Here is a 15,265-nt window from a genome sequence, read left to right on the forward strand (position 1 = left end):
GCCGACCCTTCCAGTCCGAATGACAGGCGCGCATGATAGACACGACAGACTCGACGGGCGCCTTACGGCCCCACAAATTCCGCAGCCGGAGATAGGTGCATGCTAGGTTATCTCATTCGCCGCGTTCTGGCCGCGGTGCCCGTGATGGGCGTCGTCGCACTGTTCGTGTTCCTGCTGCTAAGGCTGACGCCAGGCGATCCCGCAGCGATTCTCGCCGGCGACAACGCGACGCCGGAGCGGCTGGAGCGCATCCGCACCTCGCTCGGCCTCAACGAGCCCCTGATCGTGCAGTTCATCACATGGGTGAACAAGCTGCTGCACGGCGATCTCGGCACCTCGCTCATCTCTAACCTGCCGGTGATGAAGATGATCGGCCAGCGCGTCGAGCCGTCGATCTCGATCGCGCTGTCGACCATCATCCTCGCCGTCATCGTCGCCGTTCCCTTGGGTGTGATCGCGGCCTGGAAGCACGGCACCTGGATCGACCGCTTCGTGATGGGTCTCTCCGTGCTCGGCTTCTCCGTGCCTGTGTTCGTCGTCGGCTACATCCTGATCGAGATCTTCGCCATCGACCTGCGCTGGGTGCCAGTGCAGGGCTTCAAGAGCATCTCGAACGGTTTCGGACCGTTCTTCGAGCGCATCATCTTGCCGACCTGCGCGCTGTCCTTCATCTACATCGCGCTGATCGCGCGCATGACGCGCGCGGCGATGCTCGACGTGCTCGGCGAGGACTATGTGCGCACCGCGCGGGCCAAGGGCATCAACGAGGTCGCCGTGATGATGCGGCATGCGCTGCGCAATGCCGCCGTGCCTGTTATCACCGTGATCGGCACCGGCTTTGCACTTCTGATCTCCGGCGTCGTTGTGACCGAGAGCGTGTTCAACATCCCCGGCATCGGCCGCCTCACGGTGGATGCGGTGCTGGCGCGCGACTATCCGGTGATCCAGGCAATGATCCTGCTGACGTCGCTGATCTACGTCGTCGTCAATCTGCTGATCGACGTCGCCTACACACTGCTCGATCCCCGGATCCGGTACTGAGGCAAGGATAAGAACAAAGATGTCGGTCGATACCCTTCCCCAGTCGTCCATCCCGATCACGTCGCCGCTGCGGCCACGCTTCGGATTCCTCACCTCGACGCCGATCATCGCGGCGGCAACCGCTTGCCTCACGCTGATCGTGCTGGTCTCGATCCTGGCACCACTGATCGCGCCGCACGATCCGATTCAGCTTGCGCCCTCGCAGCGACTGAAGCCGGCATCGGCGCAGTTCCTGCTCGGCACCGACGCCTATGGTCGTGACCTCCTGTCGCGCGTCATTTATGGCGGCCGCATCTCGCTTCTGATCGGGATCGGCTCGGCGATCCTGTCGATCGTCATCGGGCTTGCGATCGGCCTCGTCTCCGGCTTCTTCAAGCTGGTCGATTCCGTCCTGATGCGCGTCATGGATGGCCTGATGGCGATGCCGAGCATCCTGCTCGCCATCGCCGTGGTGTCGCTGTCCGGCGCCAGCATCTGGACCGTGCTGGTCGCGATCACCATCCCCGAAATCCCGCGCGTGGCGCGCCTCGTGCGCTCGGTCGTGCTGTCGGCGCGCGAAGAGCCGTACGTCGAGGCTGCGATCTCGGTCGGCTCGTCCCTGCCCAAGATCATGTGGCGGCATCTGATGCCGAACACGATCGCGCCTCTGATCGTCCAGGGCACCTACGTCTGCGCGTCCGCGATCCTCACCGAGGCCATCCTCTCCTTCCTCGGCGCCGGCATCTCGCCGGAGACGCCGACCTGGGGCAACATCATGGCCGAGGGCCGCCAGTACTTCCAGCTCAAGCCGACGCTGATCTTCTGGCCGGGCCTGCTGCTCTCGATCGCCATCCTCAGCATCAACCTGATCGGCGACGCCGCCCGCGACGCACTCGATCCCCGCATGAAGCAGCGGGAGGGGAAGTGATGACCATCAATTCTGTCATTCCGGGGCGCGACGAAGTCGCGAGCCCGGAATCCATTTCACCGCTTGTAGTGACGCCCGATGGATTCTCTGATGCGCAATTGCGCATCATAGTTCGCGCTGCGCGCGCCCCGGAATGACGAGAGAGTTTGCATGACCAACACCGTTCTCGACATCAACAATCTTGTCGTTTCCATCGGCAAGAAGCCGAAGGGTGCGAACATCATCGACGGCATCTCGATCCAGGTGCGCGAGCGCGAGACGCTGTGCCTGGTCGGTGAGAGCGGCTCGGGCAAGTCGGTGACCTCGCTCACCACGATGGGCCTGCTGCCCAAGGGCACGCTGGTTCCGACCGGCGGCAGCATCAAGCTGGTCGGCGAAGAGCTGCTCACCGCGACCGACCGCCGCCTGCGGCAGCTGCGTGCCACGCAAATGGCGATGATCTTCCAGGAGCCGATGACCGCGCTCAATCCGGTGGTGCCGGTCGGCCGCCAGATCGACGAAGTGCTCCGCGCCCATACCGATCTCGACGCCAAGGCGCGAAAGAAGCGCATCCTCGACATGATGGAGCAGGTCCGCCTGCCCCAGGTCGAGCGCATCTTCGCCTCCTACCCGCACCGCCTCTCCGGCGGTCAGCGCCAGCGCATCATGATCGCGATGGCGCTGGTGCTGGAGCCGAAGCTTCTGATTGCGGACGAGCCGACCACCGCGCTCGACGTCACCACGCAGAAGCAGATCCTGACCCTGATCCGCGACCTCCAGCGCGATCACGGCACCGCCGTGCTGTTCATCACCCACGACATGGGCGTGGTGGCCGAGATCGCCGACCGCGTTGCCGTGATGCGACAGGGCCGGCTGGTCGAGACCGGCCCGCTCGAGGCCGTGCTGCGCAATCCGACCATGGAATACACCCGCAACCTGCTGGCCTCCGTGCCGAGCCTGGTGCCGCGGTCGCCGCGCGAGGAGAGCCGCGAGCCCGTGGTGCTGGAGACCAACGACCTCAGCAAGGTCTATCGCGAGCGCGCGTTCTTCGGCAAAGGCCGCGAGGTCGTCGCCGCCGACAAGGTCACACTCACGCTGCGCAAGGGCCGCACGCTTGGCATCGTCGGCGAAAGCGGCTCCGGCAAGTCGACGGTGGCGCGCTGCATCGTGCGCCTGATCGACCCGACCTCCGGCGGCGTGCGTCTTTCGGGCCGAGAGATCTCGGACATCTCGCGCCGCCTGCTGCAGCCGCACCGGCAGAAGATCCAGATCGTGTTTCAGGATCCCTACCGCTCGCTCAACCCGCGCGTCACCGTCGGCGAAAGCATCGCGGAAGGCCCGATCAACTACGGCGTCGCGCACGCCGATGCGATGAAGCGCGCCCGCGAGCTGCTCGAACTGGTCGGCCTGCCGGCCGATGCGGCGTCGCGCTATCCGCACCAGTTCTCCGGCGGCCAGCGCCAGCGTATCGCCATTGCCCGCGCGCTTGCGCTCGATCCCGACGTCCTGGTCGCGGACGAAGCGGTCTCAGCGCTCGACGTCTCCGTGCAGGCGCAGGTGCTGGAACTGCTCGACGAGATCCAGAAGCGGCTCGGCATCGCCATCCTCTTCATCACCCACGACTTACGCGTCGCCGCCCAGATCTGCGACGAGGTCGTGGTGATGCAGCACGGCCGCGTCGTCGAACAGGGCCCGGCGGCGGAGGTGCTGACGCATCCGAAGGAGGCCTACACCAAGGCGCTGCTGGACGCCGCCCCCGGCCGCAACTGGGACTTTGCGAACTTCCAGCCGGTGTCCGAGGGCGTGGCGGCCAGCATGTAGCAACATTCTCCGGTGTCGTCCCGGCGAACGCCGGGACCCATACCGCGGAATCTATCGACCGCGTGTGATACACGTCCCGAACTTCTAGTCTTCGCCAAACTCCTCCCTGGGGTTATGGGTCCCCGCGTTCGCGGGGACGACAGTGAGAATGTGGAGACGCCTTCTCAGACAACACCCACCGCATCCGCAGCATTCCCAAAATGATCTGACCCTATGCATGGCGGGATTGCTTCCCACCTTGCTCTAGCTGCAGGGCCAAGGCTAACGTCGAAGCCTAACGTCGCGCTCAAACGCCTGGACTTGAATTGATGACACGTATCGCCGTCGGCGGCTTCCTGCACGAGACCAACACCTTCGCTCCGACGAAGGCCACTTTCGCAGACTTCCAGCACGGCGGCGGCTGGCCGGCGATGACTGAGGGCGCCGACGTGCTGAGGGTGATGCGGCGCATCAATGTCGGTCTTGCCGGCTTCGCCGACAGCGCTGAAGCGAACGGCTGGGAACTCGTTCCGACGATCGCCTGCGCCGCGAGCCCGTCGGCCCATGTCACCAAGGATGCGTTCGAGCGCATCGTGAAGGTGATGGTCGACGGCATCAGAGCGGCCGGGCCGATCGACGCCGTCTATCTCGATCTTCACGGCGCCATGGTGACCGAGCATCTCGACGACGGCGAAGGCGAAATCCTGGCGCGCGTGCGCCGCGTCATCGGGAAGGATATTCCGCTGGTCGCGAGCCTCGACCTCCACGCCAACGTCACGCCTGAAATGATGGAACATGCGGACGCGCTGATCGCCTACCGCACCTATCCCCATGTCGACATGGCCGAGACCGGCCGTGCCTCGGCCAAGCACCTCGCTTTGCTTCTGAAGACCAAGCAGCGCTTTGCAAAGTCGTTCCGCCAATTGCCGTTCCTGATCGCGATCAGCTGGCAATGCACCAACGACTTTCCGACCAAGGGCATCTACGAAAAGCTCGCCGCGCTGGAGAGCGATGCGGTTCCGACCCTGTCTTTCGCGCCCGGTTTCCCCGCCGCCGATTTCCGCGATTGCGGACCGAGCGTGTTCGCCTATGGCAAGACGCAGGCGGACGCCGACCGCGCAGCGGATGCCATCGTCAAACTCGTCGAAAGCCACGAGGACGATTTCGACGGCAAGATCTGGTCCCCCGATGATGGCGTGCGCCATGCGATGGAGCTTGCCAAGGGCGCGAGCAAGCCGATCATCATCGCCGATACCCAGGACAATCCCGGCGCCGGCGGCGATTCCGACACCACCGGCATGCTGCGCGCGCTGGTGCGCAACAAGGCCAGCGCCGCGACAGGCGCGATCTACGATCCGGAGTCGGCGAAAGCTGCGCACGCGGCCGGCGTCGGCGCGACCGTGACGCTCGCGCTCGGCGGCAAGTCCGGCATCCCCGGCGATGAGCCCTATCGCGAGACCTTCGTCGTCGAAAAGCTGTCCGACGGCCGCTTCATTGCGCCCGGCCCCTATTACGGCGGCCGCGAGATGGAGATGGGTCCGTCCGCGTGCCTGCGCATCGGCGACGTCCGAGTGGTCGTGAGTTCGCACAAGGCGCAGCTCGCCGACCAGGCGATGTACCGCTATGTCGGCATCGAGCCGACCGCGCAGAAGATTTTGGTCAACAAGAGCTCGGTGCATTTCCGCGCCGATTTCGAGCCGATCGCAGAGAAGCTGATGATCTGCGCCGCGCCCGGCGCAATGCCGGCCGACACTGCGACGCTGCCATGGACACGCCTGCGGCCAGGTATCCGCATCAAGCCGAACGGCCCCGTTTTCACTCCCCCGTCACGCTAACTGGACAGGACACATGCCCACGATCGACCGCATCGACGGCTATGCCGACGAACTCACCGCCATTCGCCGCGACCTCCATGCCCATCCAGAGATCGGCTTCGAGGAAGTCCGCACCTCCGGCATCGTCGCCGACAAGCTGAAGAGCTGGGGTATCGAGGTGCATCGCGGTCTCGGCGGTACCGGCGTGATCGGCGTTATCAAGGGCAAGGGCTCAAGCGGCAAGCGTATCGGCCTTCGCGCCGACATGGACGCGCTGCCGATGGAAGAGAATACCAATTTGAAATGGCGCTCGACCATTCCCGGCCGCTTCCACGGCTGCGGCCATGACGGCCACACCACCATGCTGCTCGGCACCGCGCGCTACCTCGCCGAGACCAGGAATTTTGACGGCACCGTACACCTGATCTTCCAGCCGGCCGAGGAAGGTCTCGGCGGTGCCCGCGCGATGATCAAGGACGGCCTGTTCGAGAAGTTTCCGTGCGACGAGCTCTACGGCCTGCACAACGCGCCCGACCTCAACCACGGCGAGATCGCGATCCTGCCGGGCCCCGCAATGGCCGGCGCCGACTTCTTCGACCTCCGTATTACCGGCTATGGCGCGCACGGCGCCATGCCCGAGCGTTCCAAGGATGCGGTGATCATCGCGACCACGCTGGCGCAGGCGATCCAGACCATCGTCAGCCGCAACATCGAGCCGCTCCAGTCCGCCGTCATCTCGATCACCCAGATCCATGCCGGTTCCGCCTACAACGTCATTCCCGGCGAGGCACATCTCTGCGGCACCATCCGCGCCTTCTCGGATGAAGTCCGCGCGCTGATCCGCGAGCGCATCCGCACGATCTGCGCCGGTATCGCCGCCGCGTTCCAGTGCGAGATCGAAGCCGACGTCCGCGACACGTTTGGCGTGCTGATCAACCAGGTCGAGCAGTCCAAGGTGGTCGAGGAAGTCGCGCGCACCGTCGTAGATCCCGCCAAGGTGATCACCCGGACGGAACCGAAGATGGGCAGCGAGGATTTTGCCGACATGCTGCAAACCATTCCCGGCGCCTATTTCTGGGTCGGCCATGACGGCTCGGTGCCCGTGCACAATCCCGGCTATGTGCTCGACGACAAGATCCTACCGATCGGCGCCAGCATGTTTGCCCGGATCATCGAAACGCGCATGCCGGTAGGTAGCAATGCATAAAATGAGTGCTGAAGAGGCGGTTACCTCGCTGCACGATCTCTCCGCGGTCGATCTGATCGCGGGCTATCGCGCCAAACAGTTCTCGCCGAGCGAGGTGCTGGAGGACGTGCTTGCGCACGTCGCTGCGTGGGAACCGCACCTCAAGGCGCTCTATGCGTTCGATCCCGACAGCGCGCGCGAGGCCGCCAAGGCCTCGACCGCGCGCTGGAGCGGGGGCGAACCCTCCGGCGCGCTCGACGGCGTGCCGGTGACGGTGAAGGACAACATCGCGACCAAGGGCGTGCCGGTGCCGCTGGGCGCGGCCAGCGTCAAGCTCGTGCCGGCCGAGAAGGACGCACCGCCCGCCGCGCGCCTGCGCGAGGCCGGCGCGGTCATCTTCGCCAAGACCACCATGCCCGATTACGGCATGCTGTCCTCGGGACTGTCCAGCTTCCATGCGCTCGCGCGCAATCCCTGGGACCTCTCCAAGAATCCCGGCGGCTCGAGCGCTGGCGCCGGCGCCGCCGCGGCGGCCGGCTATGGTCCGTTGCATCTCGGCACCGATATCGGCGGCTCGGTCCGCCTCCCCGCAGGCTGGTGCGGCCTTGTCGGCTTGAAGCCGAGCCTCGGCCGCGTGCCGATCGATCCGCCCTATGTGGGCCGCGTCGCCGGTCCCATGACCCGCACGGTCGACGATTGTGCGCTGATGATGAGCGTACTCTCAAAACCCGACCGGCGCGACGGCATGAGCCTGCCCGCCGACCCCCTCAACTGGAAGGGGCTGGAAAAGTCCCCGCGAAAATTGCGCATCGGCTTGATGCTCGATCTCGGCGTCGGCCAGAAGCTGGAGAAGCCGGTGCGCGATGTCGCGGTGAAGGCGGCAAAAGCGTTCGAATCCGCCGGCGCCGTTGTCACCGAAGTGGATGGCATCCTCACGCGCGAGATGCTCGACGGCCTCGACAATTTCTGGCGCGCCCGGATGTGGGACGATCTGTCCAAGCTGACGCCGGACGAGCAGGCAAAGGTGCTGCCCTATATCTTCAAATGGGGCGAGTCCGGCGCAAAACTGTCGGGCGTCGACGTCATCCGCGGCTTCAACCAGACCATGGGAATCCGCACTGCTGCCGCAAAGCTGTTCTGCGAGCTCGACTACGTGATCTCGCCGACCGCGCCGAACGTGAACTTCCCGGCGGAGTGGGCCTCGCCGCTGAACGACCCCATGAAGCCGTTCGAGCACATCTGCTATACCGTGCCGTGGAATATGTCGGAGAACCCCGCGATCTCTATCAATGGCGGCTTCGACGCCAAGGGCTTTCCCATCGGCGTGCAGATCGTCGGCCGCCGCTTCGACGATATCGGCGTACTCGGCATGGCCAAGGCGTTCGAAGGCCTGCGCGGCCCGCAACGGCCCTGGCCCAGCCCGCCGACGCACTGATGCCTTCGAAATCGTGAGGCTGCGACATGGCCGGGCTTGCCCCGGCCATTGTCGTATGAGTACTCAGGAGAGAAGACATGCCCAGTCCGCGCAAGACGGATGGTGGTGTGCATGCATGACGTCTTCACGAGACTGCGTTCAAGAAGGAAGGAAACCACCATGGCGTATGAGACAATCAAGTACGAGGTCGCCGAGCAGATCCTCACCATCACGCTGAACCGGCCCGACAAGCTCAACGCCTTCAATGCGCAGATGCAGGCCGAGTTGATCGACGCGTTCGACGCCGCCGACAAGGACGACAACGTCCGCGCCATCATCGTCACCGGCGCCGGCCGCGGTTTTTGCGCGGGCGCCGATCTTTCATCGGGCGCCGACACCTTCGACCGCGACGCTCGGCGCGGGCCGGTGAGGCGGCTCGCCGATGGCAAGGTGGACTACAGCGATCCGCAGGTGCGCGATGGCGGCGGCCAGGTGACTCTGCGTATCTTCAAATGCCTGAAGCCGGTGATCGCGGCGGTGAACGGGCCTGCGGTCGGCATCGGCGTCACCATGCAGCTCGCGATGGACATCCGCATTGCGTCGGATGCGGCACGCTTCGGCTTCGTGTTCTCCCAGCGCGGCATCGTGCCCGAGGCCGCCTCGAGCTGGTTCCTGCCGCGCATCGTCGGCATCTCGCAGGCGCTGGAATGGTGCTATTCGGGCCGCGTCTTCCCGGCCCAGGAGGCGCTCGCCGGCCGTCTCGTCAGCAAGGTCGTGCCGCCGGACGATCTGTTGCCGACCGCCCGCGCGCTCGCCAAGGAGTTCGCAGCGAAGACTGCGCCGGTCTCGGTCGCGCTGATCCGCCAGATGATGTGGCGCATGATGGGCGCGGACGATCCGATGGAAGCCCACAAGGTCGACAGCCGCGGCATCTACGCCCGCGGCCGCTCCGAAGACGTCAAAGAAGGCGTGGTGTCGTTCCTGGAGAAGCGCCCCGCGCAGTTCAAGAACAAGGTGTCCAGCGACATGCCGGACTATTTCCCGTGGTGGACGGAGCGGGAGTACAAATGACGCGAAGCTCGTAGCCCGTAGGGTGGGCAAAGCGAAGCGTGCCCACCACTCCGGTTTCGATCGCCAAAAGACGGTGGGCACGGCGCAAGAGCGCCTTTGCCCACCCTACGTCCTCAATCCATCACCAGCGCCACGCGCCCGATCGCCTTGCGGTCGAGCAATAGCCGCATCGCCGTCGCATAATCCGCCAGCGGCAGGCGGTGCGAGACGTTCGGGCGCAGCTTGCCCTCCTCCGCCCATTGCAGCAGCGCCTTCAGGCGCACCTCGCCAAGCGCCGGATTTTTCCGCACGGCTTCGCCCGCGCGCACGCCGAGCACGCTGGCGCCCTTGATCAGCAGCAGATTGGTCTTGGCCGAGCCGATGCCACCGGTGAAGCCGATCACGAGGAGCCGGGCGCCCCAGGCGATGCAGCGCATCGAATTCTCAAACACCTCTCCGCCGACGGGATCGAAGACGACATCCGCGCCGCGGCCGTCGGTGATGCGCTTGACGGCATCGCGGAAGGGCTCGCGGTCGTAGCGCACGAGGTGATCCGCACCGCGCGATTTCGCGATGGCGAGTTTCTCGTCGCTGGAGGCGGTCGCGATCACGGTCGCGCCCAGCATCTTGCCGAGCTCGACAGCGGCAAGGCCGACGCCGCCGCCGGCGCCGTGCACCAGCAGCACCTCGCCCGGCTCGACCTTGCCGCGATCAATCAGCGCATGATAGGCGGTGCCGTGGCCGGCGAGATAGGTCGCAGCTTCCGCATAATCGAACGTCGACGGCATCGGCGTGAGCTGCGACGGCGTGACGACCGCTTCGTCGGTGAACGCGCCGTGCCGCATCTTGACGATGACCCTGTCGCCGACGGCGACGCCCCTCGCCTCCGCACCAACCTCGGTGACGTCGCCTGCAGCTTCCATGCCGGGCGTGAACGGCAGCTCGGGCTTGAGCTGATACTCGCCGGCCGCCATCAGCACATCAGGAAAATTCAGCCCGGCGGCGCGGATCGCGACGCGGACCTCGCCAGGCTTGAGGGAACGCGATGGAAATTCTTCCAGCCGCAACGTTTCGGGCGCGCCGAGTGCGCGGCAGACGACTGCCCGCACCATCAGGCCGCGCTCGCTTTGCTGCGCAACAGCGCCTCGCGGATCAGCGGCAGGCGGTCGTTGCCAAAGTACATGTCGGTCTTGTTGACAAAGATCGTCGGCGAGCCGAAGCCGCCGCGCGCGACGACCTCTTCCGTATTGGCCTTGAGCTGGTCCTTGATCCCCTGCTCCGCGATGCCGGCGAAAAATTTCTTCTCGTCGATGCCGACCCTCCTGCAGATGTCGGCAAGCACCGCGTCCTGCGAGATGTCCTGGTCGCTGCCCCAATAGGCCTCGAACACGGCGGTGGCGAAAGGCACCATGTCCTTGCCCAGCAAAGTGCAGCCACGCATCGCCTTCACGCTGTTCACCGGAAACACTGACGGCGGCATCTTGATCGACAGGCCTGCCGAGCGCGCCCAGTCCTGAAGGTCCTTTTTCATGTAGCGCGCCTTGAGCGGCACCGGCTTCTCCCGCTGCGCGTAGACGCTCGGGTTGACCGTGTTGAAGATGCCGCCGACCAGGATCGGCCGCCAGATGATCTCCGCGCCGAGCTCCCTGGCCAGCGGCTGAATGTTGTGGAAGGCGAGATAGGTCCATGGACTGGAACAGTCGAAGAAGAATTCGATCATAGCGTTTCCTTGTATCTTGTTCGTTTCGCACCCTCCTCCGTCATTGCGAGGAGCGGAGCGACAAAGCAATCCAGAGTCTTTCCGCGGAACCAGTCTGGATTGCTTCGCTTCGCTCGCAATGACGAGGAGAGAACAGTGCCTACTTCTTTCCCAACAGCTCCTTGGCACGCTGGCCAAACATGATCTTGCGTGATTCCTCGTCGAACGGCTCTTTCACGAATTTCCCGATCGCAAGCCCCGCCTGTACCTGCGGCCTTGCGCGGACCTCGGCGTACCAGCGTTTCACATTCGGATAGTCGTCGAGCGCAAAGCCCTGCGCCTTGTGGGTCATGGTCCAAGGGAAGCAGGCGATGTCGGCGATGGAATAGTCGCCGGCGACATAGGCGCCGGTTTTGCCGATCTGCCGGTCGAGCACGCCATAGAGCCGCGCGGCCTCGTCGCGGTAGCGCTGGATCGCGTAAGGAATCTTCTCCGCGGCATAGAGTGCGAAATGGCCGTGTTGGCCGAGCATCGGGCCCAGCCCCGCCATCTGCCACATCACCCACTGAATGGTGGTGGATCGGCCGCGCAGGTCACTCGGCAGGAAGCGACCGGTTTTCTCCGCCAGATAGATCAGGATTGCGCCGGTCTCAAAGGCCGAGAACGGTTCGCCGCCATCGGCAGGTGCATGATCGACGATCGCGGGAATCCGGTTGTTCGGGGAAATCGCGAGAAATTCGGGGCTGAACTGCTCGCCGGCGCGGATGTTGACGGACTTCACGTCATAGGGAAGCCCGAGTTCCTCCAGCATGATCGAGATCTTCCAGCCGTTCGGCGTCGGCGCGTAATAGAGGTCGATCATCGCCTTCCCTATGCACGTCGCCAGCTGAAATGACGACTTTTGTTGTGCTGTACCTCGACGTTAAGACATGGCAGGAATGGGCGCAACACAACCTGCCGGGAGGCCGCCATGCTGTTTCCAACCACGATCGCAGGCTCCTTGCCGAAGCCGGAATGGCTCGCCGAACCCAACATGCTCTGGGCACCCTGGAAGTCGCAAGGCGACGAGCTTGCACGGGCCAAGCGCGACGCCACGATGCTTGCGGTGAAGATCCAGGAGGACGCCGGCATCGACATTGTCACCGAGGGCGAGCAGGCCCGCCAGCATTTCGTCCACGGTTTTCTGGAGAAGATCGACGGCATCGACTTCGCCCACAAGGTCGAGATGGGCATCCGCAAGGACCGCTACAAGGCGATGGTGCCGCAGGTGGTCGCGCCGCTCCAGCTCAAGGGCCGCGTCCATGCCGACGAGGCGCGGGTTGCGCGCGCGCACACGAAGAGGAAGCTGAAGTTCACCCTGCCCGGCCCGATGACCATCATCGACACGATTGCCGATCGCTACTATGGCGACCGCGTGAAGATGGCCTTCGCCTTCGCCGATCTCCTGAACGAAGAAGCCAAGGCGCTGCAGGCCGACGGCGTCGATATGGTGCAGTTCGACGAGCCCGCCTTCAACGTCTACATGGACGAGGTCAACGACTGGGGCATCAAGGCGCTCGAGCGCGCCGCGCAAGGGCTGACCTGCGCCACCGCCGTGCACATCTGCTACGGCTACGGCATCAAGGCCAACACCGACTGGAAACAGACGCTCGGCGCGCAATGGCGGCAGTATGAGCAGATCTTTCCGGCGATCGACGCCAGCCCGATCCAGCAGATCGCGATCGAGTGTCGCAACTCCAAAGTGCCGCTCGACCTGCTCGCGCTGCTCAAGAACAAGATCGTGCAGGCCGGCGTGATCGACGTCGCCAGCGACACGGTCGAGACCGCGGAGGACGTCGTAGAGGTGATTGATGCGGTGTCGAAATTCGTGCCCAAGAGCAACATCATCGCGACCACCAATTGCGGCATGGCGCCGATGCGGCGGGAGATCGCTGAGGCCAAACTGATGGCGCTCGGCGCCGGTGCCGCGCTGGCGCGCGAGAAGCACGGCTGATGGCGTTCGTCCGGCCAATACTCGTCCTCGTGGCATTCGCGGCGATTGCATCACCCGCGGGCGCCGAAGATCGCTCCGTGCTTCTCAATTGCAAGGCGATGGTCGAGCGAGCGGAGAAGGACGCCAGCAGCGCCAGCGAGGCAGAACTCACCCGCTGCCGCCAGGTCATTCGCGAATGGGCCCTGCGCGATGCACGGACGACGGTGGACGAACAAAGTCGGCCGCTGAAGTAACGAAACTCCCCTCTCGTTTGGGGTTACCCCCCTCCCTGGCCCTCCCCCACAAGGGGGGAGGGAACGCATCGTGCGCTGGGATGGAGCGCAACTTGGTAACCGGCACTCATGGCGCGGAGCGTCGACGGCGGCGTCAGCAGCGTTGCTTCGCTAAGGCGAGGCTCGACCGCGGTATAACCCGACGGCGACCACAGCAGCGCGCTTCCCTGCGTCACCAGAAAACTCTCCTCGCCGAGCTGCACCATCGCACCGTCAGGAAGCTGGTCGAGCGGCACCAGCAGCGCGTGGAGCCGCTTATTGCCGTGATCGAGCCGCTCGTGGTGTAGCACTGTGTCGATGTCATGCATGCGAACGTCATGCACGCGATTGCCTTTCTCCCATGCGGCCCGGAAGCGATTGGCATCGTCGCGGCGACAGTAGAAGCAGGGGCGATGGCCGGCGGCGAGCGCAGTGGCCTCATCGAGGAAGAACAGCTCGGTCCAGCTTTGCGTCGCCATCACCTCGCGGCGGCGGCCGCGGAATTCGCAGGTACAAGTGAGCCAGGCCGGCGTCGACCAGCGCTTTTTGAGGAGCGTCTTGGTGGCGGGATCGTGGATGATGCCGCGATTGCCGGTGAACATCCCGCGATGAGGCGTCGCGATGATGTCGCCTGTGGGGGTGACGCGGTTTTGGAGGGGCATGGTGCGGCTCTTCTCCTTCTCCCCGCTTGCGGGGAGAAGGTCGGGATGAGGGGGGAGCCTCCGCAAGGTCGGTGAGAGTTTGACTCGCGGAGAGTCCCCCTCACCCGCGCCTTCGGCGCGGCCTCTCCCCGCACGCGGGGAGAGGCGAAGAATCACTACGCCGCGCCGTCGCGGAGTGGCGGGTGGTAGGAGAGCGCGGTGTCCCAAGGGAAGAAAATCCAGGTGTCCTGCGAGACTTCCGTGATGAAGGTATCAACCAGCGGACGGCCCATCGGCTTGGCGTAGACGGTGGCGAAATGTGCATCGGGCAGCATCTCGCGCACCAACTTGCCGGTCTTGCCGGTGTCGACGAGATCGTCGACGATCAAAAGCCCCTTGCCGGTGCCGCCGCCGAGCTTCATCGCCGATTCGGAAATGCCCTTGAGGACCTGCAGCTGGCCCTGCTTGTTGTGGTCGTAGCTGGCGATGCAGACCGTATCGATCACACGAACCCCGAGCTCGCGCGCCACGATCGCCGCCGGCACCAGGCCACCACGGGTGATCGCGATCACGGCGTGGAACGGGCCGACCTCGTTGAGCCGCCAGGTCAGCGCCCGGCAGTCCCGGTGGAACTGATCCCACGAGACCGGAAAGGCCTTGCCCGCCCGCTCCTGCGCACTCAGTTCCGGTGCTTCACCAGCCATTGTCGTCTCCTGCTTCGTCTGCCGGCAAAGTCTCTGCTAGCGGCTGATGTTCAATCCCGCCAGCATTTCCTTCACCGCCGTCATCGCGGCCGCCAGCTTGTCGGCGTCGCGCGAGCGCACCACCAGATTGGTGTTCGGCTTCGAGTCCTCGTCCATGAAGGGATAGCTGCCGATGATAGTGTCGGGATGCGTCGCTGCGATCGCCCGCAGCGGGCCGCCGATGTCGCCTTCCCGCGCATTGGCGCGGACCGATTCGGACAGCATGCGCACGCCCGATTTCAGCTTCGGCGAGACGATGTCCATCATGGCCTGCATGATCGAGGGCACGCCGGCCATCACGATGACATTGCCGATCTTGAAGCCGGGGGCGAGGATCGTCGCGCTCTGGATCAGTTCGGCGCCGTCGGGGATGCGGGCCATGCGCAGCCGGGCCTCGTTGAGGTCCTGCTCGCTCCAGCGCTCGCGGAAACGGGCGACCACCTCCGGGTGATGATCGATGCCGACGCCGAACGCCTTGGCGACGCTGTCGGCCGTGATGTCGTCATGGGTTGGCCCGATGCCGCCGGTGGTGAAGACATAAGTGTAGCGTTGCCGCAGTGCATTCAGGGCTGCGATGATGTCGTCCTCGTCGTCGGAGACGACCCGGACTTCCTTCAGGTCGATGCCGATATTGGTCAGGTATTCGGCGATGAAGCCGATATTCTTGTCCTTGGTCCGGCCGGACAGGATTTCATCCCCGATGACCAGAATGCCCGCCGTGACGATCTCGCTCATACCTTAAGTCCC

Annotated in this window: 16 protein-coding genes; 10 read left to right on the forward strand and 6 right to left on the reverse strand. The window is 64.8% G+C overall.

What is annotated here, in order from left to right:
* Window positions 1-99: 99 nt before the first annotated feature.
* From AC629_RS04260 to AC629_RS04290, 8 genes are all read left to right on the forward strand, one after another.
* Window positions 100-1,041 carry an ABC transporter permease gene (locus tag AC629_RS04260; protein ID WP_084803530.1) on the forward strand — a complete coding sequence of 314 codons (942 nt, stop codon included), beginning with the start codon at window positions 100-102 and terminating at the stop codon, window positions 1,039-1,041.
* A gap of 19 nt (window positions 1,042-1,060) precedes the next feature.
* Window positions 1,061-1,948, forward strand: coding sequence for an ABC transporter permease (locus AC629_RS04265; protein WP_084803531.1), 888 nt, complete (start codon window positions 1,061-1,063; stop codon window positions 1,946-1,948).
* Window positions 1,945-2,085 carry a hypothetical protein gene (locus AC629_RS46535; protein ID WP_168195396.1) on the forward strand — a complete coding sequence of 47 codons (141 nt, stop codon included), beginning with the start codon at window positions 1,945-1,947 and terminating at the stop codon, window positions 2,083-2,085. The genes AC629_RS04265 and AC629_RS46535 overlap by 4 nt, the downstream gene beginning before the upstream one ends.
* 13 nt (window positions 2,086-2,098) lie before the next feature.
* Window positions 2,099-3,748, forward strand: coding sequence for an ABC transporter ATP-binding protein (locus tag AC629_RS04270; RefSeq protein ID WP_084803532.1), 1,650 nt, complete (start codon window positions 2,099-2,101; stop codon window positions 3,746-3,748).
* A gap of 308 nt (window positions 3,749-4,056) precedes the next feature.
* The gene (locus tag AC629_RS04275; RefSeq protein WP_084803533.1) at window positions 4,057-5,562 is read left to right on the forward strand and encodes a M81 family metallopeptidase; all 1,506 of its coding nucleotides are present in this window, start codon (window positions 4,057-4,059) and stop codon (window positions 5,560-5,562) included.
* A 13-nt stretch (window positions 5,563-5,575) separates the two neighbouring features.
* A complete protein-coding gene (locus tag AC629_RS04280; protein WP_084803534.1) occupies window positions 5,576-6,748 on the forward strand; it encodes a M20 aminoacylase family protein in 1,173 nt (390 codons plus the stop codon).
* A complete protein-coding gene (locus AC629_RS04285) occupies window positions 6,741-8,162 on the forward strand; it encodes an amidase (protein ID WP_084803535.1) in 1,422 nt (473 codons plus the stop codon). Before AC629_RS04280 ends, AC629_RS04285 begins: the two co-directional genes overlap by 8 nt.
* 159 nt (window positions 8,163-8,321) lie before the next feature.
* On the forward strand, window positions 8,322-9,212 hold the full coding sequence (locus tag AC629_RS04290; RefSeq protein ID WP_084803536.1) for a crotonase/enoyl-CoA hydratase family protein: 891 nt from the start codon (window positions 8,322-8,324) through the stop codon (window positions 9,210-9,212).
* Between the two features lie 113 nt (window positions 9,213-9,325).
* Here AC629_RS04290 and AC629_RS04295 read toward each other — a convergent pair whose 3' ends face one another.
* The 3 genes from AC629_RS04295 to AC629_RS04305 all read right to left on the reverse strand — a co-directional run bounded on the left by AC629_RS04295 (window position 9,326) and on the right by AC629_RS04305 (window position 11,752).
* Window positions 9,326-10,303, reverse strand: coding sequence for an NADPH:quinone oxidoreductase family protein (locus AC629_RS04295; protein ID WP_084803537.1), 978 nt, complete (start codon window positions 10,301-10,303; stop codon window positions 9,326-9,328).
* On the reverse strand, window positions 10,303-10,911 hold the full coding sequence (locus tag AC629_RS04300; protein ID WP_084803538.1) for a 2-hydroxychromene-2-carboxylate isomerase: 609 nt from the start codon (window positions 10,909-10,911) through the stop codon (window positions 10,303-10,305). Before AC629_RS04300 ends, AC629_RS04295 begins: the two co-directional genes overlap by 1 nt.
* Window positions 10,912-11,050: 139 nt before the next feature.
* Window positions 11,051-11,752, reverse strand: coding sequence for a glutathione S-transferase N-terminal domain-containing protein (locus tag AC629_RS04305; protein WP_084803539.1), 702 nt, complete (start codon window positions 11,750-11,752; stop codon window positions 11,051-11,053).
* 108 nt (window positions 11,753-11,860) lie between these two features.
* Between AC629_RS04305 and AC629_RS04310 the strand changes: the two genes are divergently transcribed.
* Window positions 11,861-12,883, forward strand: coding sequence for a methionine synthase (locus AC629_RS04310; protein WP_084803540.1), 1,023 nt, complete (start codon window positions 11,861-11,863; stop codon window positions 12,881-12,883).
* Window positions 12,883-13,116, forward strand: a complete 234-nt coding sequence (locus AC629_RS04315; protein ID WP_084803541.1) for a hypothetical protein — start codon at window positions 12,883-12,885, stop codon at window positions 13,114-13,116. The genes AC629_RS04310 and AC629_RS04315 overlap by 1 nt, the downstream gene beginning before the upstream one ends.
* Window positions 13,117-13,139: 23 nt before the next feature.
* Here the strand turns inward: AC629_RS04315 and AC629_RS04320 are convergent, their stop codons facing one another.
* The 3 genes from AC629_RS04320 to AC629_RS04330 all read right to left on the reverse strand — a co-directional run bounded on the left by AC629_RS04320 (window position 13,140) and on the right by AC629_RS04330 (window position 15,253).
* Entirely contained in the window at window positions 13,140-13,796 is a 657-nt protein-coding gene (locus AC629_RS04320) for a hypothetical protein (RefSeq protein ID WP_084803542.1), read from the reverse strand.
* Between the two features lie 155 nt (window positions 13,797-13,951).
* Complete coding sequence (gene gpt, locus AC629_RS04325; RefSeq protein WP_084803543.1) at window positions 13,952-14,479, reverse strand: xanthine phosphoribosyltransferase; 528 nt, start codon at window positions 14,477-14,479, stop codon at window positions 13,952-13,954.
* A gap of 36 nt (window positions 14,480-14,515) precedes the next feature.
* Window positions 14,516-15,253, reverse strand: a complete 738-nt coding sequence (locus AC629_RS04330; RefSeq protein WP_084803544.1) for a competence/damage-inducible protein A — start codon at window positions 15,251-15,253, stop codon at window positions 14,516-14,518.
* Between the last annotated feature and the right edge of the window lie 12 nt (window positions 15,254-15,265).

It is taken from the genome of Bradyrhizobium sp. NAS80.1 (assembly GCF_001908205.1).
Taxonomy (GTDB): domain Bacteria; phylum Pseudomonadota; class Alphaproteobacteria; order Rhizobiales; family Xanthobacteraceae; genus Bradyrhizobium.

Excerpts from the sequence above, each read along its gene's own strand:
- AC629_RS04275 (WP_084803533.1), top strand. The coding sequence starts at position 4,057 with ATGACACGTATCGCCGTCGGCGGCTTCCTGCACGAGACCAACACCTTC.
- AC629_RS04260 (WP_084803530.1), top strand. The coding sequence starts at position 100 with ATGCTAGGTTATCTCATTCGCCGCGTTCTGGCCGCGGTGCCCGTGATG.
- AC629_RS04280 (WP_084803534.1), top strand. The coding sequence starts at position 5,576 with ATGCCCACGATCGACCGCATCGACGGCTATGCCGACGAACTCACCGCC.
- AC629_RS04290 (WP_084803536.1), top strand. The coding sequence starts at position 8,322 with ATGGCGTATGAGACAATCAAGTACGAGGTCGCCGAGCAGATCCTCACC.
- AC629_RS04315 (WP_084803541.1), top strand. The coding sequence starts at position 12,883 with ATGGCGTTCGTCCGGCCAATACTCGTCCTCGTGGCATTCGCGGCGATT.
- AC629_RS04265 (WP_084803531.1), top strand. The coding sequence starts at position 1,061 with ATGTCGGTCGATACCCTTCCCCAGTCGTCCATCCCGATCACGTCGCCG.
- AC629_RS04285 (WP_084803535.1), top strand. The coding sequence starts at position 6,741 with ATGCATAAAATGAGTGCTGAAGAGGCGGTTACCTCGCTGCACGATCTC.
- AC629_RS04270 (WP_084803532.1), top strand. The coding sequence starts at position 2,099 with ATGACCAACACCGTTCTCGACATCAACAATCTTGTCGTTTCCATCGGC.
- AC629_RS04305 (WP_084803539.1), bottom strand. The coding sequence starts at position 11,752 with ATGATCGACCTCTATTACGCGCCGACGCCGAACGGCTGGAAGATCTCG.
- AC629_RS04310 (WP_084803540.1), top strand. The coding sequence starts at position 11,861 with ATGCTGTTTCCAACCACGATCGCAGGCTCCTTGCCGAAGCCGGAATGG.
- AC629_RS04320 (WP_084803542.1), bottom strand. The coding sequence starts at position 13,796 with ATGCCCCTCCAAAACCGCGTCACCCCCACAGGCGACATCATCGCGACG.
- gpt (WP_084803543.1), bottom strand. The coding sequence starts at position 14,479 with ATGGCTGGTGAAGCACCGGAACTGAGTGCGCAGGAGCGGGCGGGCAAG.
- AC629_RS04330 (WP_084803544.1), bottom strand. The coding sequence starts at position 15,253 with ATGAGCGAGATCGTCACGGCGGGCATTCTGGTCATCGGGGATGAAATC.
- AC629_RS04295 (WP_084803537.1), bottom strand. The coding sequence starts at position 10,303 with ATGGTGCGGGCAGTCGTCTGCCGCGCACTCGGCGCGCCCGAAACGTTG.
- AC629_RS04300 (WP_084803538.1), bottom strand. The coding sequence starts at position 10,911 with ATGATCGAATTCTTCTTCGACTGTTCCAGTCCATGGACCTATCTCGCC.